Origin of the sequence: Streptomonospora litoralis (genome assembly GCF_004323735.1) — a bacterium.
Taxonomy (GTDB): domain Bacteria; phylum Actinomycetota; class Actinomycetes; order Streptosporangiales; family Streptosporangiaceae; genus Streptomonospora; species Streptomonospora litoralis.
Window position 1 is genome coordinate 1087468 of the sequence record NZ_CP036455.1, and the last position, 24464, is coordinate 1111931.

General features: G+C 72.6%; 15 protein-coding genes and 1 other RNA gene. 12 read left to right on the forward strand and 4 right to left on the reverse strand.

From position 1 onward, the window contains the following. The first annotated feature begins 228 nt into the window (after nucleotides 1-228). The 5 genes from ftsE (at nucleotide 229) to ssrA (ending at nucleotide 5320) form a co-directional block, all read left to right on the forward strand. Nucleotides 229-918 carry a cell division ATP-binding protein FtsE gene (ftsE, locus tag EKD16_RS04680; protein ID WP_131097266.1) on the forward strand — a complete coding sequence of 230 codons (690 nt, stop codon included), beginning with the start codon at nucleotides 229-231 and terminating at the stop codon, nucleotides 916-918. Between the two features lie 75 nt (nucleotides 919-993). Further along, complete coding sequence (gene ftsX / locus EKD16_RS04685; RefSeq protein ID WP_207391430.1) at nucleotides 994-1902, forward strand: permease-like cell division protein FtsX; 909 nt, start codon at nucleotides 994-996, stop codon at nucleotides 1900-1902. Between the two features lie 56 nt (nucleotides 1903-1958). Then, nucleotides 1959-2423, forward strand: coding sequence for an SsrA-binding protein SmpB (smpB, locus tag EKD16_RS04690; protein WP_131097267.1), 465 nt, complete (start codon nucleotides 1959-1961; stop codon nucleotides 2421-2423). Nucleotides 2424-2446: 23 nt separating this feature from the next. After that, nucleotides 2447-4471: a penicillin-binding transpeptidase domain-containing protein gene (locus EKD16_RS04695; RefSeq protein WP_131097268.1), complete on the forward strand. Its 2025-nt coding sequence runs from the start codon at nucleotides 2447-2449 to the stop codon at nucleotides 4469-4471. A 477-nt stretch (nucleotides 4472-4948) separates the two neighbouring features. Further along, nucleotides 4949-5320: a transfer-messenger RNA gene (gene ssrA, locus EKD16_RS04700) on the forward strand. 301 nt (nucleotides 5321-5621) lie between these two features. Here the strand turns inward: ssrA and EKD16_RS04705 are convergent. The 3 genes from EKD16_RS04705 to nagA form a co-directional block, all read right to left on the reverse strand. Further along, entirely contained in the window at nucleotides 5622-5939 is a 318-nt protein-coding gene (locus EKD16_RS04705; RefSeq protein ID WP_242677234.1) for a hypothetical protein, read from the reverse strand. A gap of 197 nt (nucleotides 5940-6136) precedes the next feature. Continuing rightward, nucleotides 6137-8242 carry a glycosyltransferase family 2 protein gene (locus tag EKD16_RS04710; RefSeq protein ID WP_131097269.1) on the reverse strand — a complete coding sequence of 702 codons (2106 nt, stop codon included), beginning with the start codon at nucleotides 8240-8242 and terminating at the stop codon, nucleotides 6137-6139. A 249-nt stretch (nucleotides 8243-8491) separates the two neighbouring features. Then, nucleotides 8492-9646, reverse strand: a complete 1155-nt coding sequence (gene nagA / locus EKD16_RS04715; protein WP_131097270.1) for an N-acetylglucosamine-6-phosphate deacetylase — start codon at nucleotides 9644-9646, stop codon at nucleotides 8492-8494. Between the two features lie 560 nt (nucleotides 9647-10206). On the opposite strand from nagA, the gene EKD16_RS04725 reads away from it, so the two are divergent. Then, nucleotides 10207-10770, forward strand: a complete 564-nt coding sequence (locus EKD16_RS04725; protein ID WP_131097271.1) for an NADPH-dependent FMN reductase — start codon at nucleotides 10207-10209, stop codon at nucleotides 10768-10770. A 25-nt stretch (nucleotides 10771-10795) separates the two neighbouring features. Here EKD16_RS04725 and EKD16_RS04730 read toward each other — a convergent pair whose 3' ends face one another. Continuing rightward, a complete protein-coding gene (locus EKD16_RS04730; protein WP_131097272.1) occupies nucleotides 10796-11734 on the reverse strand; it encodes a hypothetical protein in 939 nt (312 codons plus the stop codon). Between the two features lie 730 nt (nucleotides 11735-12464). Here EKD16_RS04730 and EKD16_RS04735 point away from each other — a divergent pair. The 6 genes from EKD16_RS04735 (at nucleotide 12465) to EKD16_RS04760 (ending at nucleotide 24430) form a co-directional block, all read left to right on the forward strand. Beyond that, entirely contained in the window at nucleotides 12465-14462 is a 1998-nt protein-coding gene (locus tag EKD16_RS04735; protein ID WP_242677235.1) for a GDSL-type esterase/lipase family protein, read from the forward strand. Beyond that, the gene (locus tag EKD16_RS04740) at nucleotides 14459-16576 is read left to right on the forward strand and encodes a hypothetical protein (RefSeq protein WP_207391634.1); all 2118 of its coding nucleotides are present in this window, start codon (nucleotides 14459-14461) and stop codon (nucleotides 16574-16576) included. The genes EKD16_RS04735 and EKD16_RS04740 overlap by 4 nt, the downstream gene beginning before the upstream one ends. 256 nt (nucleotides 16577-16832) lie before the next feature. Next, nucleotides 16833-18209, forward strand: a complete 1377-nt coding sequence (locus EKD16_RS04745) for a glycosyltransferase family 4 protein (RefSeq protein WP_394347310.1) — start codon at nucleotides 16833-16835, stop codon at nucleotides 18207-18209. 209 nt (nucleotides 18210-18418) lie between these two features. Further along, complete coding sequence (locus EKD16_RS04750) at nucleotides 18419-22867, forward strand: alpha-(1->3)-arabinofuranosyltransferase (RefSeq protein WP_131102037.1); 4449 nt, start codon at nucleotides 18419-18421, stop codon at nucleotides 22865-22867. Next, nucleotides 22864-23940, forward strand: coding sequence for a DUF3068 domain-containing protein (locus tag EKD16_RS04755; protein WP_131097273.1), 1077 nt, complete (start codon nucleotides 22864-22866; stop codon nucleotides 23938-23940). Before EKD16_RS04750 ends, EKD16_RS04755 begins: the two co-directional genes overlap by 4 nt. A 70-nt stretch (nucleotides 23941-24010) precedes the next feature. Then, complete coding sequence (locus EKD16_RS04760) at nucleotides 24011-24430, forward strand: PPOX class F420-dependent oxidoreductase (protein WP_131097274.1); 420 nt, start codon at nucleotides 24011-24013, stop codon at nucleotides 24428-24430. Nucleotides 24431-24464 lie beyond the last annotated feature (34 nt).

Sequence of the window (24464 nt, forward strand, 5' to 3'; positions counted from 1 at the left end):
TCTGTTTCGCTGTCTGGTAGACAGCCGAGGCCGATCAGCCGTGTATGGTCGAGGCCGCCCGAGCATCCGCCCGCATCGGCACCCCCTTGCGAGGGTTGCGGGTCGATTTGGACATTCCGGGTTGCGAACACCTCTACACTGACGATTGGCCCTGTGGCCGGTACTGCCTCCTGTGGACCCAGTCATCCGCTGAGGCGCCCCTACCTCCGAGAACCTTGTGATGCTGCCGTGATCCACTTTGAGAACGTCTCGAAGGTCTATACGACCCAGAAACACCCCGCACTGGAGAACGTCTCCATCGACGTCGACAAGGGCGAGTTCGTCTTCCTGGTCGGCCCCTCCGGCTCGGGCAAGTCAACGTTCCTCCGGCTCGTCCTGAAGGAGGAGAAGCCGAACAAGGGCCGGGTGCACGTCGCCGGAAAGGACCTGGCGCGCCTGTCCAATTGGAAGGTTCCGCACCTGCGGCGCCGCATCGGCTGCGTCTTCCAGGACTTCCGGCTGCTGCCGAACAAGAACGTCTTCGAGAACGTCGCCTTCGCCCTTGAGGTGATCGGCAAGCCGCGGCGCTTCATCCGCAAGGTCGTCCCGGAGGTCGTCGAACTCGTCGGCCTCGAAGGCAAGGCCGACCGCATGCCCGACGAGCTGTCGGGCGGCGAGCAGCAGCGGGTCGCCATCGCGCGGGCGTTCGTGAACCGCCCGCAGATCCTGCTCGCTGACGAGCCCACGGGGAACATCGACCCCGCCACGTCGATCGGCATCATGAAGGTGCTCGACCGAATCAACCGGACCGGGACGACCGTTGTCATGGCGACCCACGACGCCGCCATCGTCGACTCGATGCGCAAGCGCGTCATCGAGCTCGAAGAGGGCGAGGTCGTGCGCGACCAGACCCGCGGCGTCTACGGACAGGCGTACTGACGCTCGGGCCTGCCAGCGCTCCTGCGTTGGTCAGTGCAGCGCGGCGAAGCCCACGAGGATGGACCCTTAACTCTCATGCGTGCACAATTCGTACTTTCCGAGATCTGGATCGGTCTGCGTCGCAACCTGACGATGACCGTGGCGGTCATCACCACGGTGGCCATCTCCCTCGCCCTGTTCGGCGGCGGTCTGCTGATCAACCAGCAGGTGTCGCAGATGCGCCAGTACTGGGACGAGCGCGTGACCCTGACCATCTACATGTGCACGGAGGTCTCCAACTCCACCACATGTGAGGAGAACGGTCCGGCCACGGACGAGCAGCGTCAGCAGATCCAGAGCGACCTGGAGTCGATGAGCCAGGTCAAGAGCGTCGAGTACGTCACGGCTGAGCAGGCGTTCAAGGACTTCCAGGAGCGGTTCTCCAACAACCAGGCCATGGTCGACGCCGTCCGCAAGGGCGACATCCCCGACAACTTCCGGGTGCAGCTGGTCGATCCGACCAAGTACCAGGCCGTGGCCAACGAGATGGAGGGCCGCGCGGGTATCGACACCATCTACGACGACCAGGCGGTGCTGGAGCAGTTCTTCGGGCTGCTCGACGGCCTCACCGCGGCCGCGCTGACCGTCTCGTTCGTGCAGTTGGCCGCCGCCGCGCTGCTGATCGGCAACACCGTGCGATTGGCCGCCTACAATCGACGCAAGGAGACCGGGATCATGCGCCTGGTCGGTGCGTCGAACTTCTACATCCAACTTCCGTTCCTGCTCGAAGGCGCGATCGCGGGCCTGATCGGTGGCATCATCGCCTCCGGATTCATCGTCGCGGCCCGGTTCCTGCTGCTCACACGGATTCAGGAGTGGTTCCAGTTCGACGTCACGCTCTCGACCGGGTCGTTGCTGTCGGTCATCGGCGTGTCGCTGATCCTTGGTGTCCTGCTGTGCACGGTCGCCTCGTTCCTCACGCTGCGGCGCTACCTGCGGGTGTAGGTCCCAGCGGCCGACGGCGGCCCGCTGGACGCCAGCGCTGGAGAAAGGGAATTCCTGTGCCACGGGAGAAAGGGCGCAAGCTCATCGCGCAGAACCGGCGCGCCCGCCACGACTACCACATCGACGACACCTACGAGGCGGGCATCGTGCTCACCGGTACCGAGGTGAAGTCGCTGCGGGCCGGGCGCGCCTCCTTGGTCGAGGGTTTCGCCCAGGTCAAGAACGGCGAGGTGTGGCTGGAGAACGTCCACATCCCCGAGTACTCGCAGGGGACGTGGACCAACCACGCCGCTCGCAGACCGCGTAAGCTGCTGTTGCACCGCGAGGAGATCGCCCGCCTCATCGGCAAGACCCAGGAGGCGGGTCGCACCCTGGTTCCGCTGTCGCTGTACTTCAGCGAGGGCAAGGCCAAGGTCGAGATCGCGTTGGCGCGTGGTAAGCGCACTTACGACAAACGCCGTGACATCGCCGAGCGCGAGGCAAAGCGCGACATCGAGCGCGCACTGCGGCGCCGGCGCTGAGGCGTTGTGAAAGGATCGCCAGGGTGTCCCCCCGTCACCTCCGCCGTCTGCTAGCAGCAAGTACCGGGCTCGCCGTCGCCGCGGTGGTCACCGGATGCACCACCCAGCCCTCGCCCGAGGTCGCGGTGCGCAACTTCCTGCTGTCATGGCAGGCGGGCGACTACTCCTCCGCCGCGGCCTACACCGACGGCGATCCCGAGAAGGTCGCCGCCGCCCTGGAGGACAACGGCGCCCAGCTGGACCTCGCCGGGCTGCGCTTCTCGCTGGGGCACATCAGCCAGGACGGTGACACGGCCGAAGCCGAGTTCGGCGCCCAGGCCGACCTGGGCATCGGCGACCCCGTGTGGAGCTACGAGGGCACGATGCCGCTGCGCGACGGCCCCCAGGGATGGCTCATCGACTGGTCGCCGTCGGTCATCCATCCCGACCTCGGAGCCGACGAGCGCATCGCCGTCAGCTACGATGTCCCCGACCGCGGGCAGATCCACGACCGCAACAGAAAGCCGCTGGTCGGCACCACCCAAGTGACCGCGTTCGGCGTGGTGCCCGCCGAGATGCGGGACACCGACCGCGGGGTGGCCGAACTCGCCGAGCTGCTGGGCGAGGACGACGGTCCGCTGCTGGACCGGGTCCGCTCCGCACCGCCCGAGGAGTTCCAGCCGCTGGTGCTGACGCGAACGGGTGAGGTCGGCGACAAGGTGCAGCGGCGAGCCAAGTCGATCCCGGGCGTGCAGACCCGGCCGCTCGACATGCAGCTCAAGCCCCGCACCGCCGAATCGGTCATCGGCGAAGTGGCCGGCACCGCCGAGCACAACGTCTCATCGCGGGTGGCGGGCACCTACCAGGCGGGGGACACGGTCGGGCTGACCGGGTTGCAGAACGTCTTCCAGCAGCGTCTCGCGGGCACGGCCACGACCAAGGTCGTCACCCTCGACGGCAAGGGCGACCAGACCGGGGTCCTGCACTCGTGGCCCGGCATGCAGAGCGGTTCGCTGGCCACCACCCTGGACATCCGGGCCCAGGAGGCGGGCGAGGCGGCACTGGAGACACTGCCCGCCCGGGGGTACCTGGTGGCGCTGGACGCGAGCAGCGGCGAAGTCCTGGCCGCGGTGGGCAACCAGGGCGGTGCCGACGACGGCGCGTTCACCGCCGAATACCGCCCCGGCGAGGCGTTCAGCATCGTGTCCTACACCGCCGCGCTGCAGAGCGGAGCCTACTCCGCGGACGACACCATGGGCTGCGACAACCAGACCGAGGTCGGCGGACGCTCGTTCACCACCCCCAACAACACCGGGCTGTCGGGCACACCCGACCTGGGCACCAACTTCACCTACTCCTGCACCACCGCCTTCGCGCGGATGGGTGAGAAAGTCGGCGGCGAGGCGATCGAGTCGGCCGCGCGCGACTTCGGTATCGGCGGCGACTGGCGGCTGTCGGTGCCCACGTTCAACGGCACCTTCCGCACTCCCGAAGGGCCCGGCCAGGTCGCCGCCGCCATGGCGGGCACCGACCAGGTGCGTGTCAGCCCGCTGTCGATGGCCCTGGCCGCCGGGGCGATCAGCGATGGGACGTGGCGCCCGCCGAGGCTGGTGGCCGACGACGAGGCCGCCAACGTGCCCTCCGGTGAGACCCGTCGGCTCGACCGGCAGGCGGTGAAGCCGGTGCAGCGGATGATGCGCTCGGCCGTGGAGGTCGGCGCGGTCACCGCCGACGTCGGGACCGTGCCGGTGCACGGGCAGGTCGCCAACACCACACAGAAGGTGCGCGGCGACGAGACGGCGGTGCAGTGGTTCGTCGGCTACCAGGGTGACCTCGCCTTCGCCCTGGTAGCCGAGGTGCACCCGTCGATCCAGCTGTGGGAGCAGTACGCGGTGAACGCAGCCGGGGCGTTCCTGCAGCAGTTGCCCCCCGGCTACGCCGATAAGCTGGCCCGGCAGAACCCTCAGTCCTCCGGTACGGGAGGCGGCGGTCGGCAGGGCGGCTCGTCCGATGCCGAGGCCGCGCCGAGTGCGGACCCCTCCGAGGCCGGCGGCGTAGCCGGCGAATAGGCGCTTCGGCGCAAGTACGGGGCCGGTGCCGGGAATGGCATCGGCCCGCGGTGTGTTGTCGCAGGTGAGAAAAAGCTCCGTGAAGAGGCAACCATCTAGGGGCTGGGATGCGTCTTCACGGGTGACTGGGACCGCAAAGGGGGTTGCGGAACCAGTCGGAGAGCAGGACCTCGTCTCGGGGGAGGCCCTGCCGAAATAAAGGGCCGGCCCGACCCTGCCGGCCGCCCTCGCGGGCAGCGTTGATGGTTCCCGTCCGCGCCCGCGAGGGATTCTTCTATGCGCGCACCCCCTTCCGGCGGCCGCGGGCGGGGACGGCGACCGGGCTGCGGCTCGGCGCCGATCCCGCCGAAGATCGCGAAACAGCACCGATAGCGGGAATCAGCTTGGTCCGGCGTGTGTTCTACCTGTAGCGTTGGATCGCAGGGGTTGCCACGGCGGCCCCGGTTGCGGGCTCAGGCCCGTTGAAAACAGCACAGCGGGGGTGATCGGTTTCGACTTCGATCGCCGTCTCAGGGGAAGCGAGCCGAGGGTTGCGACTGTAACCTCGTAAATCCTGCATCGCACTAAACACAAGTGCCAATTCCAAGCGCACTGAGCTCGCTCTCGCCGCCTAAGCGATAGCGACTCTGTCGGCCTGGACTCGTCCTCGGTCCAGTGTCCGGCATCGTTCAGAGGACTCACCGCTCGGATCAGGCCACGGGGCCTGAGCGGGACATCTACGTGGCTGGGCTCGTCAGCGACCCGTTCGCGGGAGCGCTGGAGCCGAGTAGAACGCTAGCGCGAACTGCGCTCGGAGAAGCCCTGATGCGTCATCGAAGGACGCGGGTTCGATTCCCGCCACCTCCACGAGCCGGCCCGCTGTGGTCGACGGCCTCCGGCCGTCTTCCCGGCGGGCCGTTGTGTTTTTCCGGGGGGCGGCCCCCGGGCCCCCGGGCCGGCCCGCTGTGGTCGACGGCCTCCGGCCGTCTTCCCGGCGGGCCGTTGTGTTTTTCCGGGGGGCGGCCCCCGGGCCCCCGGGCCGGCCCGCTGTGGTCGACGGCCTCCGGCCGTCTTCCCGGCGGGCCGTTGTGTTCTTCCGACAAGGCCCCCGTCCCGCGCGGGACCGGGGCCTTGCGCGCGTCGGACGCGGAGCCGGGGCCGCGCGGTACGTTCAGCTCTCGTCGGCGGCGCCGACCAACCAGGCGACCTTTCGGGCGGTCGGTTCGATACTGTCGCTGCTGCCGAGATGGACGCCGAACGACGCGACGAAGTCGTGGCCGTGGCTGCGGGGCTCGCAGTAGACGTCCTCCTCGGCGTAGTCCGATTCCGGGTTGCCGACCCGCAGGTACGGAGCGGTGTCGTCCACGACGCGGGCCCGCACTCCGTAGTGCGTCACAGCCGTCGCCAGACGCGACAGGTCGGCGCGTCCGCCCGAGTCGGCGATCGTCGTGGGAGTGGAACGGTTGCGGTGGGCGGGGCGGTCGGCCACAACGGCCTCCTCTGTTCAGCGGGTCGCACTCTCCGTGTCTCCGCCATTGTCACTTTGTGTGGTTCTATTACCGCATAAAGTACGCGCGACACGCCGGTTGACCGGCTCCCGCCTCCTCCGAGCGGTGCCGGTGCGGGTGCGGCGATGGGGCGGGGCGCGCTTCGTGCCCTCATCGCCGCAACCGCCGAATGAGGAAGCTACCGCTTGGGACTTTGGGCAGTGAGCACCCCTGAGTCGGCGGCGTCCGCCTGATCGGCGGCGTGCTGCTCGGCATCGGCGGTTTGGGCGCCCGAGGGCCGCAGTATGCCCCGGTTCCGCCTCAGAGCCGCGCGCAGCGGCCGCGGCAGCCGTCCTGCCGCGCGCCGCATCCGCCGGTTGAGCGTGACCATGCAGCGCCTCGCCAGCGACCCCTGCGCGCGTCCGATGCGCCGGCCCAGGGGGGTCCAGTAAACGTCGAGGCCCAGCGGCGTGTGGTCGTCGCCCTCGCCGACGCCGAGGTGCAGCACGCCGCGGCCCGACGCCACGGGCACTGTGGCGCTGAGGACGGACACCGGCAGTTCGAGGCCGTCCGGGTGGCGCTGCGGTGCGTAGACGCGGGCCGAGGCGCTGACGGCGGCCCGGCCGTCGGCGGTGCAGGTGAGGGTGAGGGCGCCGGAGTCCGCGGCGTGCACGGCCAGCGGGATCTCCACGCGCAGCCCCGAGGTGGTGCGCGAGACGGTCGAGGGGAGGCCGGTACGCAGGGCGCGGCGCAGCGGGCGCCAACTCCCGGTCGCGGAGAGGGTGAGCACGTCCCCGGAGCCGAAGTAGGGGTTGACGAACCGCGCCGACTGCCCGGAACCGATGAACGCGGGGGCGCGCGTGTACTCCGCCGCGGATGTGTGGTCGGGGCCGAGGGTGTGGTTGTCGCCCAGCCCGCCGATCACCAGGCGGGTGCTGAACCACCACAGGCCGCCGATCGGTCCGCCGTGGTCGGCGGTCGCGGCGTCGACGCGCATGGAGCCCGTCAGGCGCAGGCGGATGCGGTCCGGGGCCGCGCCGGGTTCCTCGCGGGGCTCGGCGTTCAGCGGGAGCTTGATGACGGAGGGGTCGTCCGAGCGGGAGGCGTAGGCACGATAGGTGGGCTTGCCGAGCTGGGCGCTGATCTCGGCCGCCTCCTTGACCGCGGGGACCGCGAGCAGTTTCTCGGGCAGGTCCCAGTAAACGGATTCTCCTTCGCGCACGAACTCCACCGGTTCGCCCGTCGACTTGCGCTGCAGCGTGGTCTCGGTGCCGACGACCAGCTCGGTGCCCTCCCAGCGGAACCCGGTGATGCGGGTGCGGTGGACCATGTCCTCCTCGAACTCGGCCACCGGCCGCAGCAGATCCGGATCGTCGGCGGTCAGCGCGGCGGCACGCAGCCGGGCGAAGGCGTTGAGCCGCGAGAGGGCGCCGTCGGTGACGCGCCGGCGCACCAGCTCGGCGCCGATCCGGTGCATCTGGGTGATCACCTCGGGGTCCTGGCGCAGGAACTTCGGGCCCTGGTAGAGGCCGAGGAGCTTGGAGCGCAGCCAGTGGGCGATCAGGTGGTCGCGGAAGGGACCCGGCTCGACGTGCTCCTCGATGGTGTCGAAGATCCGCTCGATGCTCTCCAGGAACTCCGCGGGCTCCTTGCGGGCGAAGGAGATGTTGCCGAAACCCTTGTTGCGCACCCAGTAGTAGCAGGTGTAATCGTGCACGACCGATACCCGGTCGGTCGCCAGGTAGGCGCGCAGCATGAAGATGTGGTCCTCCAGGCGGACCTTGCCCTCGGGGAAGGAGAGTCCGTTGTCGAGGAGGAAGCCGCGGCGGAACAACTTCTGCACTGTCAGCGTGCTCAGCAGCACCGGATGAGTGCGCAGTGATCCCTGCGACATCGGTTTCTGGAAGATCTCTCGCGGGGTGTTGCGGCCCACACCGGCCATGCGGCCCACGACGATGTCGGCCTCGTCCTCGACCGCCTTGTGGTGGAGGCGTTCGAGCGCCTCGGGGCCGAGGCGGTCGTCGTCGTCCATGAAGAACACGTAGCTGCCGCGGGCGTGCTGGACCCCGATGTTGCGGGGGCGGCCCGGCCAGCCGGAGTTGTCGATGTGGACGACGGAGAAGTTGGGCTCGTCGGCGACTTCTGCGTCGAGGAGTTCGCCGGTGCCGTCCGTGGAGCCGTCGTCCACATAGATCACCTCGAAGCGATCGCGCGACAGGGACTGGCTCCGGAGCGATTCGAGCCCGCGCAGCACCCCCTGCGACGTGTTGTACGTCGGCACGACCACCGACACGTCGATGTCCATCGAGAAACCCTCCGGGGCTGCGGCACTTGTGTATCGAACAGGGCTACCCGAAAGGCCGCCCTCAGCCACATGGCTATCGCCACTGGTGGCTCTTCGCAGGCGAACATACCGACTCCCGCAAACCTGGTGGCCAGGTTGGCGGGAATCGCCTTCCGGGGGTGAGAGGCCCCTCGGGGCGTTTCAGCCCGGACGCGGGCGGCCGGGGCCCGCCGCGGGGGCGCCGGACCGCACCGGCCCGAACAGGGCGGATCAGGGGCGGCGGATCCAGGTGCCCTCGTGCATGACCCCGGCCACGGACAGGTCGTCGTCGAGCAGCAGCAGATCGGCCTTGCCGCCGGCGGTGAGCGATCCTACACCGGACAGGTTCAGGGCGCGTGCGGGAACGGAGGTCGCCGCGTGCGCGGCCGTCTCCAGGCTCACCCCCATGGTGTGCACGGCCCGGCGGACGGCGTCGGGCAGCACGATCGTGCTGCTGGCGATCTGGCCGGTCTCGGCGATGCGGGCGCGGCCGTCCTCGACGCGCACCCGCAGCTTGCCCAGGGTGTATTCGCCGTCGCCCAGTCCTGTGGCCGACATGGCGTCGGTGATCAGCGCCACGCGGTCGCCGCCGGCGTTGTCGAAAACCAGGCGCGCGGCGCCGGGGTGGACGTGGACGCCGTCGTTGATCAGTTCGACGGTGACACGCTCGTCGTTGAGGGCCGCGGCGATGGGACCGGGCTCGCGGTGGTGCAGCGGGCGCATCTGGTTGTAGATGTGGGTGGCGACGGTCGCGCCCGCGTCGAACGCCGCGCGCGTCTGGTCGTAGGTGGCCTCGGTGTGGCCGACGGCGGCGACGACCCCTTCGGAGACGGCCGCGCGGATCAGCTCCAGCGCGCCGGGAAGCTCGGGGGCGACGGTGATCATCCGCACCTGGCCGCGTCCGGCCTTGAGCATTCGCGCGAACTCGGCCGTGTCGGGATCGCGCAGCAGCGCGGGGTCGTGGGCCCCGCACTTTCCGGGCGCGATGTAGGGGCCCTCCAGGTAGACGCCCGCGATGCCGCCCGCCTCGGCGACCTCCGCGAGGGCCGCGATCTGGTCCAGAGTGTCGCTCGGCGCTGCGGCCACCAGCCCCCCGAGGAGTGTGGTGACGCCCTGGGAGCGGTTGAACTCGACGATGCGCATGGTCCGCTCGGGGTCGGCGTCGGTGAAAGCCGCCCCCGTGCCTCCGTGGATGTGGATGTCGACCGCGCCGGGCATCACCCATCGCCCGCCGGCGTCGACCGCCTCGCCGTCGCTCTGCGGTGCTTCACCCGTGCCCAGAGCCGTGATGCGCTGGTCCTCCGACCGCAGCCAGCCGGCCCGCACCCCGTTGGGCGTGAGCAGCCGTGCGTTCGTCAGCGTCGTCCCGGTCGGCCCTTGGCCCATGTCGCGCGTCCTCCTGTGCCCGATAACACACTGTTCGTCCTCTGCCGACGGGTGCACTGAGCAGGCCCCGAATACTCCCTGGAATCCAGGGCGCCGCGGTCGGGCCGGTGCCTTTCCGCGGCGCGGCAGGGGCGGGCTGCGCCGCCCGCCACGCATTGACGATAGCGGGACCCCCGATCATTATGGAGACCATGTCCGCCGGTGAGCTGCTCGTCCAGCGCTTGCACGTCGACCTGCGCCAGCAGGCCAGCGCGCTCTGTCGCAGGTGACGCCGGCGGGGTTCTGCTCCCCGCCTCGCCCGGAACCGGAGGGCGGCGCCGTCCGCCGCCGGGATTCCCGACCGCGGACATCGAGGTTACGGTCCTCGTCTCCCGGTGCCTCCGGTGCCCTGATGCATCGAGCCGCGGTAACCGCCGTCCCGGGCGCGTTCGCCCCGGGCCCCCGTCCTGGCCGGATCCGGCCGACCCGTGCGCAGTGCCCGCGGCAGACGCCGCCGCCGATCCGAAAGCACCCGCCCGGGCCGCCGGGCCCGAACGGCCGCCTTCACCAGGAGCACGAACATGACCCGCTTCACTGTTCTCGTCGCCGCACCCGAACCGGGATCGCCGCTGCGCGCCGCCGCGGCCGAAGCTGCCCGAACGCTGGCGGCGCTCGTCGGCCCCGTCGGCTCGTCGGCTGCCGCGCCGCGTGAAGGCTCCCCGACCGGGGCGGACCGCACCGACGTCGTCGACCTCGCCGCTCTCGGTCCGGCGCTGCTGGCCGCGCGCCCCGGCCGGGACGTCGTCGAGGCGCTGGAGACCGTGCGCCGCAGCGACGTGCTGCTGGTCGCCACCCCGCAGGCGCACGGCAGCTACACCGGACTGCTGAAGGTTTTCCTGGACCGCCTGCCCGAGGTGGGGCTGGGGCACGGCGTGGCCGTACCGATGGCAGTGGTCGAGGACCTGCGCAACGGCCGCACCGTCGAGGACGACCTGCGGGTGCTGCTGGCCGATCTGGGATCATGGGTTCTCGAACCGGGACTGCTGCTCAGCCGCCGCGAGCTCGCCGAACCGCGCGGCGTCGTCGCCGCCTGGGCCGAGGTCGCGGCGCCCGCTCTGGGGCAGGCGCTGGCCGTGCGGGCCTGACCGGTGCGGCGGTGCGGGGGGAGGATCAGTGCCCGGGGGCGGTCCGCCGCGGAGTCGTCGCGTCTGTGCTTGTGTCCGCGGCGCGGGTGCGGGCGGTGTCGGCCTCGGCGCGCGCCACGTTGCCGCGGATGAGGACCACGACGACCAGCGTCAGCCCGAATCCGGCGATCCGCAGGGCGAGCTGGAGAGGATCACCGGGCAGTTCCTCGCCGAACACGACCGTGCCCAGCACCACCATGAAGACGTTGCCCGTCACGTTGGCCACGGGCGCGGTCACGGCGGCGCGGGAGCGCTGCATCGACGTCTGGAACAGCACGATGCCCACAGCCCAGCCCACCGCGTAGAGATAAGGGTAGGGCGAGGCGAGTGCCGTCGGCACCGCGGCGAGCAGGCCGTTCTCGGCGAGCAGCCCGCCGACCGCCTTGCCCTGCAGGCCCGCGACGCCCTGCGCCAAGCCGGCCGCGGCGCCCATCGCCGCCGCCGAGACGTAGCGTCCCGCACGCCCGGCGGCCGCCATCGCCGCGACGCAGCCCACGACGGTCGCCGCGCTGACCCCGAGCAGCAGCGGCAGGTGCGGTGTGGTCCCGGTGCTCCCGCTCGCGTCCAGCGAGAGGCTCAGCAGCAACAGGGCGGCGGGCATCAGCGCGAGGGCGAGCTTCTCGCCCCGGGTGATGGGCTCGCCCAAGGCCAGGGAGACGACCAGCAGCATGGTGGCTATCCCGCCGGCGAATGCGGGCTGCACCACCGACACCGGCGCGAGGCCCAGCGAGACGATCAGCCCCACGCTGCCCGCGGCGGCCAGCGCGCAGCCGCCGACCCAGCGGGGGTTGCCCAGGAGCACGCGGGCCAGGTGCAGCGGCCGGTGCACGCTGATACCGGGGGCGCGGTGCAGCGCCCGCTGCTCGACGGCCAGGCCGAGCGAGTAGACCGCGGCGGAGAGCAGCGCGGCGATCAGACCTGTCACGGGCGCCGCCTTTCCGGACGGGGCCGCCTCATGCGGCGCCGCCGCCGACCCGGTTCGGGCCGGGCACGCAGTCGGCGTCGCGGGCGTGGGCGGACGGGCGGTGGGTGCGGACGAGCGGACTTCGGGAGAAGGTACCGGACGGGACGCGGGGGAGTCGTCGCCGACGCGGCGACCGAGCCGCGGGCCACCGGAGCCCCGCACTGGCTGGACGCGGGGTCCGATCCTAGCCGTTCGAGGCTATATAACAAGTTCTGATCGCGTGCCCCGGGATGGTCGCGGGTTGTTCCCGACGGAGCCGGGTTGGAGCGGCGGCGCCGGTCTGTCGGCCGGGAACGCTCCGTCCGGGCAAGTCGGAGCCGTATGGGGATATCGCGTGCCGTGCGGTGGGGGAATGCGGTGCGCACGGTGAGCTCCGTCCGGATTTCGAGTACGTGTTCTACTGGGGTTGTCGGCAGGTGGTGCGCCCGCTCCGCTCCCGCGGCCGCCGCCGGCCGTCCACAAGCGGACGAACCCGGGTGCGAAATGCGGCTCCGGTGAAGTTCAATCGTGATGCGGACGTCGCCGGTCCCGCACCGGCGTGGGCCTCCGCCGTCCGCGGCGCGCCGCTCGCAACCGACCAGCCACCAGCCACGGAGGACCTCCCAAGTGCCACCCCGCCCCCTGATCGTGCAACCGATCGAGCCCGCCGTGACGATGCCGGCCGCGCGCAACCGGCGGGGGTGATCGCAGCGTGGCCAGCGAGCACCGTCCCCTCGGCCGCCTCCGCACCGGACTCGGCCGCCTCGCCCGCCGACTCGCCCGCACCGTTCCACGCCCGCGCCGCGACCACCCCGCAGACCCCGGTGACGACGGTGGCGCGGCACCGTCGCCCGACACCGCGCACAACGGACACGAGTCCCGGCCCGGGTCGGGCGAACTCGCGGGCGGTCCGCGGCCTCCCCGTGGCGACGCAGCCGCCGACACCCGGGCCGCGGAAGCCGGGGCGGCGGTCCCAGGCGGTGCCGAAAGCGGTGACCGGGCGGGAGCCGACGGTGCATCCGCGCCGTCGGCGGCCGCCGCAGCATCCGAGGGCGAGTCCGGCTCCGGCGGGGGCCGTGGGCGGCGTCTGGGGCGGGTGCTGGTGCGCAAGGGCTCACAGGGCACGCCGCCCCGGCTGCGGCCCACCCCGCTCGGGCTCTTCGGAATCACCGTTGCGGCCATGTTCCTCACCCTGCTGCTGATCCAGAGCGTCATGGGCACCTTCCGCACCGCCGACCCCGAGGGAGCGGGCGAAACGCCCGGCCCTTCGCCCGTCGCCACGCCGCCCCCGGGGACGGCGCGCATCATGATCGCCGGCGACTCCATCGCCCAGGGCAGCAGCGGCGACTACACCTGGCGCTACCGCCTCTGGAACCACCTGAGCAAGCGGTCGGGCCTCGATGTCGAGTTCGTCGGTCCCCGCGACGGCGTGTTCGACGTGGTCGCCGGCGAGCAGGGAGCCGCCGGTTACGCCGACTCCGGCTTCGACACCGACCACGCGAGCAGGTGGGGTGCGACCGTCACCGACCTCGCGCACGGCGTCGGCGGTCAGGTGGCCCGGCACGACCCCCACTACCTGCTGTTCATGGCCGGGATCAACGACTTCGCCCACGGCGCGTCGGTCGACGACGCGCTGTCCGCCGTGCGCGACGCCGTCACCACCGCACGGGTCGCCCAAAGCGGCGTCCAGGTGGTGATCGGCGAGCTGACGCCCGTTTGGGGTAGCGGCTCCGACCAGGCGATCAACGACCGGGTCGCCCGGTTCAACGCGGCCCTGCCCGGGCTGGCCGACGAGATGAGTGGCGGGCGCTCCCCGGTGGCCGTCGCCCGCACCGCCTCCCGGTTCTCTCCCGCCGAGGACACCTGGGACGGCACCCATCCCAACGCCCGCGGCGAACTGAAGATCGCCGCGGCCTTCGCCGACGCCCTGGCCGGCAGCCTCAATCTGGGCGGTCCCTACGAGCGGCCGCTGCCCGACGTGCGCACCGGGCCGCGCGAGGCGCCCGAGGTCAGCGCCGAGGACGGCGACGCCGGCGTACGGCTCTCCTGGAACCAGGTGGCCGGCGCGACCCGCTATCACGTCCTGCAGCAGCGCGTGCGACCCGACCCCGACGAACAGGTGCGCCTGCCGGTCGAGGTCTCCGCCTCCCGCGAGGAACGGCGCCCGTCCGTGGTCGTCGACCGGCTGCTCGCCGGGGCGACCTACGAGTTCGTCGTCCAGCCGTTCAAGGGCGACGACGGGGGAGCGCGCTCGGAGCCGGTGCGGATCGCCCCGGACGACGACCCGCCGCCGGCGCCGGAGGGGGTCGGCCCCGGCCCGGACGGAGAGGCGCTCACCTGGGCAGAGGTTCCCTCGGCGACCCATTACGAGGTGTGGCGGCGTCCGTTGCGCTGTGCACTCCCGGATCCTCCCGCCGCGTCCCCGTCGTCCGGAGCGGGGGAGGGTTCTCCCGCTCAGCCCGGTCCCGGCGACCGGCCCGCGGCGACCGCACCCCCCGATTCGCCGACGCCCACGCCGGAGTGCGAGCCGCGCGACGACGAGGGGCCGCAGCGGGGCGGGGGCTGGCACAGCGCCGCGGTCGTCAACGGCGACACCCGCTGGCCGATCCCCGACGCCGGAACTTCGGGCTGGGAGTTCTCCGTCCGCGCCCACCGCGACTTCGTGCGCGGCGGCTACTCCGAGCCCGTGACCGTCGAGGCGCGCGAATGAGCGGTCGGCCTCCGGGGCGCCCGCCGCCCGTCGGTCCCGCTCGCGGAGGAACGGCCGCCGCGCACCCTCGGCTCGCCGCCGCCGAACGCGTCGTGGGCCTGCTGCCGTGGGCGGTCGGCGCCGCGGCGGGCGTCCTGGCGCTCGGACCGGCGCTGGGATCGGGCTTCGTGCTGAGCTACGACATGGTCGCCGTGCCGGATCCGCCGCTTTCGGAGGTGACGCTGGGCGGGGGCGGGGGGTTCCCGCGTGCGGTACCCAGCGACGCGGTGCTGGGTGCAGTGGGCCTGCTGCTGCCGGGCGACCTGGCGCAAGCGCTGCTGCTGATGGCGGTGTTCACGCTGGCCGGCGCCGGCGCGGGCCGCATCGTCCCCGCCGGTCCCGCGAGCGGCGCGGGCCTCGCGGGCCGGGCGGCCGCGCGGGTCGCGGCGGCCGTTTTCTACGTGTGGAACCCCTTCGTCGCCGAGCGCCTGCTGCTGGGGCAGTGGGCCATGCTGCTGGGCTATGCGGGGCTGCCGTGGGTCGTGGCCGCAGCGGTCCGGACGGCTGCGGCGGCGCGCCCACTCGGTGTCCGCGGCGTCGTCCGGGTGGTGCCGGCGCTACTGCCCGCCGCGGCGGGCGGATTCTCCGCGATGGTGCTGTCGGCGCTGGTGGGGCTGCCCGCGGCGGTCCTGGGCGCACGGGAGCCGCGGCGCGCCTTGGCGGCCGGCGGTGCGATGGCGGCGGCGATCGCGGTGCTGTCGCTGCCGTGGCTGGTTCCGGCGCTGGGCAGCGGGGCGCGCGCGGACCCCTCAGCCGTCGACTTGTTCGCCCCGCGCGCCGACACCCCCTTCGGCGCGGTCGGTTCGCTGCTCTCGCTGGGCGGGATCTGGAACGGCTACGCCGTACCCCGGTGGTACGACCTGCCGGTGCCGGCGGCCTGCCGGCTCACGCTGTCCCTGGCTGCCGTCGCGGGGTGGGTGCGGCTGGTGCGCCGCGGGGAGGCGGGAGGTTTCGGAGTGGGCCTCTCCGCCTCGGCCGCGTGCGGTCTGCTCATCGCACTGGCCGGGGTGACCGAACCCGGCCGCGACGCGCTTGCGGCGCTGATCGCGCTGTGGCCGGGCTTCGGTCCCTTGCGCGACGGCCACCTCTATGTCGCCCCGCTGGCCCTGCTCCAGTCCGCGGGCGTCGGCGGCGCCGTGCTGTGGGCCTGCACGACCGGAGCGGGGTCCGAGCCGGCCGCGCGGCCGAGTCGGGAGCGGGCCGGTGTGCTGGTGGGTCTGGGGTTGGCGCTGCTGCCCTTCGTGCTCTTGCCCGGCCTGTTGTGGGGGGCCGCGGGGCGCCTGGTGGCCGTCGAGTACCCCCACGAGTGGCACCGGGTGCAGCGCCTGGTGAACGGAGATCCTCGGCCGGGGCGTGTCCTGGTACTCCCGTGGAGCGCCTACCGCGGCCTTGACTGGCGCGCGGACGGACGTAGGGTCGTCGTACTCGATCCCGCCACCAAGCTGTTCGAGCGCCGGGCGGTCTGGAACGACGACCTGCGCGTGGACACCGGCGGCGGCGTACGAATCGCCGAGGGGGAGGATGCGGCCGCCCGGCGGGTCGAGCGTCTGCACGCCGCGGACCCCGGCGCCGCACGCTACATCGGGGCCCTGGGGGATCTGGGTATCCGCTACATCCTGGTGGAGCGGCGGGCCGCGGAAGGGTTGAGCGGCGCCGACGCGGAGACCGCCCTCGGACCGCTTGCAGGCGATAACAGGTTCTCATCTGCGCTCGGCGGCGTCGGCACCGTTCACGACGGCGACCGACTGCTTCTCCTGGAACTCCCAGATCACCACGTAGCTCCGGTAGATGACGGTCTTACGGTCTTGGAAGCCTCGGCCTGGTTCGTTACAGTTGGGGCAATTATCGGGTCGCTAGCTGTATCAGGTTCTAGTCTCGTTTCCAGGCGGACCGGACCGCCCCCCCGGTGCGGTATCGCGGAAGGAGCACGCCACGTGATCAAAATCGTCGCCGCCTGCGCCATCGGTGCGGCCCTGGCGGGTGGGCTCGCCTTCGTCGGCACCACCATCGCCACCGAGACCTCGTCGTCGGTGGAGCCGGTCAACCAGTCGCTGTACAACTACGGCGACCGCTGACGCGGCCGCGCCCCCGTCGGCGGCCGCTTTCGCCTCGGTCGGCGGCTTCGACCGCCGGCCCCGGCGGAACCCGGCTGCAGCGCCGCGGGCGCATCCTCCCCGCGTTCCGCGCGGACGGACGCCCGCGCATCCCCCTGCGCGGTCCACTTCGACCCCACCCCGGCCGTGCGCCGCTCCGGTTCCATCGTCCGGGCGCCCCGCTCGGCGAGCCACACTCGCCGAGCGGTCAGGCGGAATGGGCGGAACAGGAGAGCATGTGGCGTTCCAGCAGATCCCCCTCTTCCCCGATCCGGCTTTCGAGCGGCTGCGCATGGCCGCGCCCGCCGCACCGGCGGCGGACGGTTCCATCCCGGCGCCCTATGCTTCTCACGAGCGCAGCGGTGCCCCTTTCCGGTCCGGATCCGGCGGCGGAGGCGACACCGGGGAGGAACCGCGCCTCGACGGACTGCGTACCGTCATGATCAACTGGCGCGACCCCTGGCAGGAGGCCGCCGGCGGCGCCGAAGAGTACGCCTGGCGCATCAGCCGCCACCTCGCCGCCCGCGGAGCCGTCGTCACGTTCCTGACCAGCCGCGAACCCGGCCAGGCCCGCGTGGAGACCCGCGACGGCATCGTCATCCGCCGCATGGGGGGAAAGTTCACGGTCTATCCGCTGGTGATGCTCTGGCTGCTGCTGTGGCGCCGCGAGTTCCACACCGCGCTGGACTGCATGAACGGCATCCCCTTCTTCTCCCGGCTGGTGCTGCCCCGCCGCACCCGGGTGATCAGCGTCGTGCACCATGTACACGACCTGCAGTTCAACGCCTACTTCAGCCGCCCCCTCGCCTGGTTCGGCAGGTTCGTCGAGAGCGCCGTGGCCGGCCGGGTCTACCGCAACTGCCCGACGGTCACGGTCTCGCACTCCTCCCGCCGCGCCATGCGCGAGAAGCTGCACTGGCGCGCCCCCATAACCGTCGTCCACAACGGCAGCCCGCCGATCCAGCCGGTCGCGCCCGACGAGTTCCTCAGCGAAGCCGAGACGGGCTCGCCGGCCATCGTCAGCCTGGGGCGGCTCGTGGTGCAGAAGCGCGTGTCGCGCATCGTCGACATCGCCCGCGACCTGCGCGAGGAGTATCCCGACCTGCGGGTGCACGTCGTCGGCCGCGGCCCGGAGAGCGCCACCCTCGCCGAGCAGATCGACCGCGACGGCCTGCACGGCCACGTACGCCTGCACGGGTTCCTTCCCGAAGCAGGCAAGAACGCGGTGCTGGCCGGCTCCCTGCTGCACGTCACGGCCTCGGAGTTCGAAGGGTGGGGGCTGACCGTGATCGAGGCGGCGGGCCTGGGCGTCCCCACGGTCGCCTACGACGTCGACGGCCTGCGCGACTCGGTGCGGCACGGCGAGACCGGCTGGCTGGTACGTGAGGGGGAGGAACTGACCGACGTCGTCGCCCGTGCGCTGCGGGAGCTGAGCGACCCCGTCCGCGCCGCCCGCATCCGCCGCGCCTGCCGTGAGTGGGCCGCCCGCTTCACCTGGGAGCGCAGCGGCGCCGCAATGACCCGCCTCGTCGCCGGCGATCGCGCCCCGGTCGCGCCGTCGCCTCCGCCCACCGGCCCCGCGCGGGGCACACGCGCAGCGAAGGCGGCCCGGTGACCGCTCCCCGCACCGGGGCGCAGCACGGTGGGGCACCGGAGCCCGCCGGTGCGAACGGGGAGCGCCCCGGCCACCCGGCCGCCGCGACCGGCGGCGATGCGGCGGCACCCGGCGCCGGGCGGACGCACTCAGCCGCCGCGCCGCAGCACCAGGACGAGACCCTGCTGCGCCGCCTCAAGCTGCTGGCCGTGTGCCTGCTGCTGAGCGGGATGGCGTTCAGCCTCGACCCGGCGAAAATCGTCGGCGACACCAAGATCGACCTGACGATCAATCCCGCCGGCTTCCTGGAGCGCGCGCTCCACCTATGGGACCCGTCCTACTTCGGCCAGCTGCAGAACCAGGCCTACGGCTACTTCTTCCCCAACGGCCCCTTCCACGCGCTGCTGATCGCCTTGGACATGCCGGAGTGGATGGTCCAGCGCGTGTGGATGTCGGTGCTGCTGTGCGCGGCGTTCCTGGGCACCGTCAAACTCGCCGAGGCACTGGGCATCGGCAGCCTGCACACCCGAATCCTCGCGGGTGCGGCCTACGCCGTCTCTCCGCGGGTGCTCACGCTGCTCTCCTACAACTCCGCCGAGCTGCAGCCGATGATGCTGCTGCCGTGGATCGTTCTCCCGCTCGTGCACGGCACCCGCCACGGCCGCCCCCCGATGCGTACGGCCATGCTCTCCGCGCTGGCGTTCCTGTTCTGCGGCGGTACCAACGCCGCCTCCGAGCTGGCGGTCCTCGTGCTGCCGCTGATCTACCTGCTCACCCGCGCCCCCGGTCCGCGCAAGCGGCGGCTGCTGGCGTGGTGGCTGACGGCACTGTTCCTGGTGTCGTTCTGGTGGATGGTCCCGTTGCTGCTCATGGGCCGCTACGTGTTCTCGTTCATGCCCTACACCGAGGACGCGGCCACCACCACCGGCATCACGAACCTGATCAACACGCTGCGCGGCGCCGACAACTGGATGGGCTACGTACCCGTGCCCGGTCAGCCCGCGCTGCCGGCCGGCGCCGAACTCTCCACCGACCCCTGGATGATTGCGGCGACTGCGGTCGTCGCGGGCCTGGGCCTGGCCGGACTGATCAACCGCGGCACCCCCGAGCGGCTGTTTCTGATCACCACGCTGCTCACCGGCACCGCCATCGTCGTCGCGGGTTACACCGGCCCGGTGACCGGGCCTCTCGCCGAGACGATGCGGGAGTTGCTGAACGGCCCGCTCGGCCCCTTCCGCAACATCCACAAGTTCGACGCGCTGATCCGGCTCCCCGTCGTCCTCGGGCTGGCGCAGCTGCCCGTGGTCCTCGCCCGCGACGCCGCGGACCGCCGCGCCCGCCGCGCCGCCGCGCGGGAGCAGGCGCGGTGGACGGCGCCCGAGCACGGCCCGCCCGACGGCGGCGGCGACGGCGGTTCCCCGCCCGGCCGCCTCTACCGCACCGCGGCCGGTGCCTGCGCGCTGGCCGTGGCCGCGACGCTCACCCCGGTGGCCACCGTCGGCGTCGCCACCCCCGGCGGCTTCGAGCGCATCCCCGGCTACTGGTACGAGGCCACCCGCTGGCTGGACTCCCACAACCGCACCGGCATGACCATGGCCGTACCAGGATCGGCCCGCGGCGAGTACACCTGGGGCCGCCCGATGGACGAGCCGATGCAGCCGCTGATGGAGACCGCCTGGACCAACCACCAGATCATCCCGTGGGGCTCGGCCGGCGTCTCCCGGCTGCAGCAGGAGATCGACCGGCGGATCTCCTCGGGCCGCGGCTCCGCCGGACTCACCGCCACCCTGGCCCGCATGGGGGTCACCCACCTGCTGGTCCGCAACGATCTGGAACGCGAAAGCCTCAACGGCGGGTGGCCGGCCCGGGTGCACCAGGCCCTGGCCGACTCGCCCGGCATCACCCGAGCGGTGTCCTTCGGCCCGACCGTCGGCTCCGAGGAGCTGCAGCAGGCCGCCGACTGGTACGACCAGCCCTACCGCGCCCTCGACGTCTACACCGTCCAGGGCGCCGCACCGCGCGTGGGCACCGTGCCCGCCGAGGGGGCGGTCCGCGTCACCGGCGGCCCCGAGGCCCTGCTCGACCTCGCCGAACAGGGCATGCTGCCCGGCGACCGCCCCGTGTTCATCGGCGACGACCCCGGTGCCGCCCGGATTCCCCCCGAGGACACGGTGGTCACCGACACCGTCCGCCGCCGCGAGGTGGTCTACTCCGACGTCCGCCACAACGCCGGCAACACCCTCACCCCCGACGACGAACGCCGCAATGCGCCCGCGCCCACCATCACCGACCCCGCCTGGGACGGCTACACCACCGCCGCGCGGTACCACGGCATCGCCGACGTCACCGCCTCCTCCTCGGAGTCCGGTGCCGGCGCCCTGCCCTCCGCGCGCGACCCCGGCCGGATGCCCTTCGCCGCTCTCGACGACGCCGTCGGCACTTCGTGGCGCTCCAGTGCGTTCGCCGGCGCGGTCGGCCAGTGGCTGGAGATCGAGTTCGAGCAGCCGCGCGAAGTGGGCGATCTGACCATCGCCTTCGAGCAGATCCCCGGCGAACCGCCGCCCGCACGGATCAGCCTGATCACCGACGACGACCGCACCACCGCGCCCGTCGCCCCCACCGGCGACGCGCAGGAGTTCACCGCCCCCGCGGGCCCCACCTCCTCGCTCCGCATCCGCGTCGACGAACTCGCCTGGGAGCCGGAGTACCGGTTCGGCACGCGGGTCGGCATCACCGGCGTGTCACTGCCGGGCCTGACGCCCGCCCGCACGCTGAGCGTGCCCGGCGTCGAGGGAGCCGGGACATTCCTGTTCACCGGCTCCACCGGCACCGTCCCCGGCTGCATGCGGGGCTCGCAGGTCTGGGTGTGCAATCCCGAGCTGGCCGTGCAGGGTGAGGACGCCTACACCTTCGACCGTGCGTTCCGCGCGACCGGCCCGGCCGCCTCCGGCGAGCACACCGTCACCGGGCAAGCGGTGGTCACCGACCCCCACGACGTGGAGAACGCCGCCAACCGCACCGGCGGCTACCCCGAGGTGACCTCGTCCTCGACCTCGGTGACACACCCCGCCGCCATGGGCCGCAGCGCATTCGACGGCGACGACGCCACCGTGTGGTACCCCGATCCCGACGAGGACGAGCCATGGCTGGAGGTCGAGCTGGCCGAGCGCACCGAGATCGGCGGCTTGCGAGTCGACTTCCCCCGCCCCGATACCGTGGCACGCCCGGTGAAGATCACCGTCGAGGCCGGAGAGACCGTCCGCAGCGGGTGGCTGGACGGCAGCGGCTGGCTGGGCTTCGCCCCCGTCACGACCGATCAGCTGCGCATCACCTTCGATCCGCCGGAGTCCCAGCCGTTGGAGGTGCGGCGCGTCAACCTGTCCGGGGTCGAGGCGCTGCCGCCGCTTGAAGGCGGTGACGCCGCCACACCCTGCGGCCTGGGCCCGGTGCTGCGGGTCAACGGCGAGCGTGTCGAGACCCGCATCACCTCGGGCACGCTGGGCGACCAGGCACAGGGGCGGCCGCTGCGGTTCGAGAGCTGCTCGCAGGTGCCGGTGGTGCAGGGCCGCAACCGGCTCACCGTCGAGCCCGGCAACCAGTACCAGGTGCGTTCCGCCGTCCTCAGCGGCGCCGAGCCCGCACTGTCCCGCAGCCAGGGGGAGGCGGCCCGGAGCGCGGGCGGTGGCGACGACGGTGTGAAAACCGCGGGCGTCTCCGCCGCGACCGGATGGGGCGACAGCGAACGCCGCTTCACCGTCGACGTCGACGAGGACAGCTTCCTGGTCGTCAACGAGAACTTCAACGACGGCTGGCAGGCCACCGTCGAAGGCCGCGACGCGCCGCTGGAACCGGTTCGCCTGGACGGCTGGAAGCAGGCGTGGCGGCTGCCGGCGGGCACTTCGGGGCAGGTCGTCCTGCGCTACACCCCGGACAGCGCCTACCAGGCGGCGCTCGCCCTGGGAGGTGTGTTCGCCCTGGTCGTAGTGGTGCTGGCGCTCCGCCGGCCCGCCCGCGACCGGGCGGAAACGCGGGCCCGCCGACGAGCGCGGCGCGCGGGCGGCGGCGACTCAGAGCCGAGCGGCCTGCCGCCGCCCCGCCGGGGGGCGGCGCTGCCCGCCGCGGTGCCGGGTCGGCTGCCGCGCGCCGCGCTGGTGCCGCTCGGGCCGCTGTACGGGCTGTGGGTCGGCGGCGCGGTCGGCGCCGCGGTCGTCTCCGCCGCACTGCTGCTGGTGTGGTGGCTGGGCCGTTCGCCGTCGCGGTCGCTGCGCCACGCCCGCCCCGGGCGCCCGGCGCTGGGCGGGCGCCTACTGCGGAGACTTGCGGGACCGTGGCCGGTGCTCGTGTGCCTGGCCGCGGCCGGCGTCTCGCTGGGCGCGGGCACATATCTGGCGCACAACCTGCCGTTCCACGACATCAGCGACCTGTTCAGCGCTCCGCTGCGCGAATGGGTGCCGCAGCTGCTGTGCCTGCCCGCGCTGGCCCGGATGATCGTCGCCCTCGGCGAGCTGATCGGCCGGCCCCGCGCGCCGGTGGGGGAGCTCCCGCCCGCGGCCCGGAACGGCGCCGACTCCGGCCCGTTCGAGCCGGCCGCCACCGCGGGCGACAGGCGTTCCGCCGACGGCATCGACGGTCACGTCCGCGCCGACGACGCCGCCGCGGGCACGGAGGTGCGGGCATGAAGGCCGACCGGGCCCCCGGGGAACCGGCGAGCGGCCTCGCCCACCGCGCCGCGCCGGAGGCCGCGGACGCCCGGCCCCGCGAGGGGCGCCGGAGCGGCGCCTCGGTGGTGCTGGCCCGCAACGGACGGCTGATCGCCCTCGCCGCTGCGGCGTTCCTGCTCACCGCGGCGCTGATGCTGCGCTTCTACGTCGCCGCGGAGCTGGCCATGGTCCCCCCGCGGATGGAGCTGACCATGCGGCTGACCGACGACTCGGGCGCCTACCTGGACACCGGCACCTGGCGAACGGTGCGCGGCGCGGAGGTGCAGCGCCGCACCGAGGTGCACGGGGAGTTCGCGCCGGGGAACCCCGAATGGACGACGTGGCGCATGTCGACCGAGGTCACGTCCGGCGACGAGACGCTGGCCCACCACGACCGCCGGGCCGTTGTCGACCGGGCCACCGCAACCGCGGTCAACTGCTGCGGCGAGCACGTCGACGGCGACCGCGCCGTCCGCCAGGCCGGGCTGGTGCTGTTGTGGCCCGCGGGCGGCACCTGGAACGAGTACCCCTTCTACGACGCCGACATCCGCGCCGCCCCGCCCATGGTCTTCGCCGGCCGCGACACCGTCGACGGTCTCGCCGTGCGCCGCTACGTGCAGCGCATCGACGCGACGCAGGTGCCCGACTCCGCACGTCCCGTCCCGGCCGAGGCGCTGGGGATGGACCGTTCGGGCACGGTTTCGGCCAACCGCTGGCTCACTCTGGAGCGCACCTATTGGGTCGAGCCGGTCACCGGGCGCGTCGTCGACGCCCGGGAGGCGCGGCGCGAGACGCTGCGCCCGGAAACCGGCGGCGCCCGGCGCATGATGCTGGAGGCGGACCTGCGGATGACCGAGGAGCTGGTCGCGGCGAAGGCCCGCGAGGCCCGCGAGCTGCGCACACTCCTGCTCGCCGCACGTACGTGGCTCCCGGCGGGCCTGGGCGCCGCGGGCGGCGTGCTGTTGCTGCTGACCGCCTGGCGGGTGCTGCGCGCCCGGAGCACGCCGGCGGAGGGCGCGGGGGACGCGACGGTTGACCTCAACCAAAGTTGAGCTCCTAGGTTCGGGGGATTCCTCCTCCCGATGAGACGGGAGGCCCCGAGCTGAGACAGGACACACCGCCATGCCCTTCACCGACCACGAGCGCGCCTACTTGGACGCCCAGCACATCGGCCGCCTGGCCACGACCGGCCCCCGCGGGCCGCAGACGCGGCCCGTCGGGTTCAAGCTCAACACAGACGGCACCGTCGACATCGGCGGGATCCGGCTGTCGAGTACCCGCAAGTACCGCAACATCCGCGAGCGCCCCGACACCGAGGTCTCCTTCATCGTCGACGACCTGGAGCCCGACGGCCCCGGTGCGATCGCGCCGGGATGGGGGCGCGGAGTGGAGATCCGCGGGCGTGCCGAGACGCTCACCGACACCGACCCGCCACTCGCCCCCGGCGCGTTCAGCCGCGAGGTCATCCGCATCCACCCGCGCCGCATCATCAGCTGGAACCTCGACCCGGCCGCCCCGGAGCTGCGGGGGCGCACCGCCTGACGGCCACAGCAGCGCGGCGTTTCCAGGGGGCGGC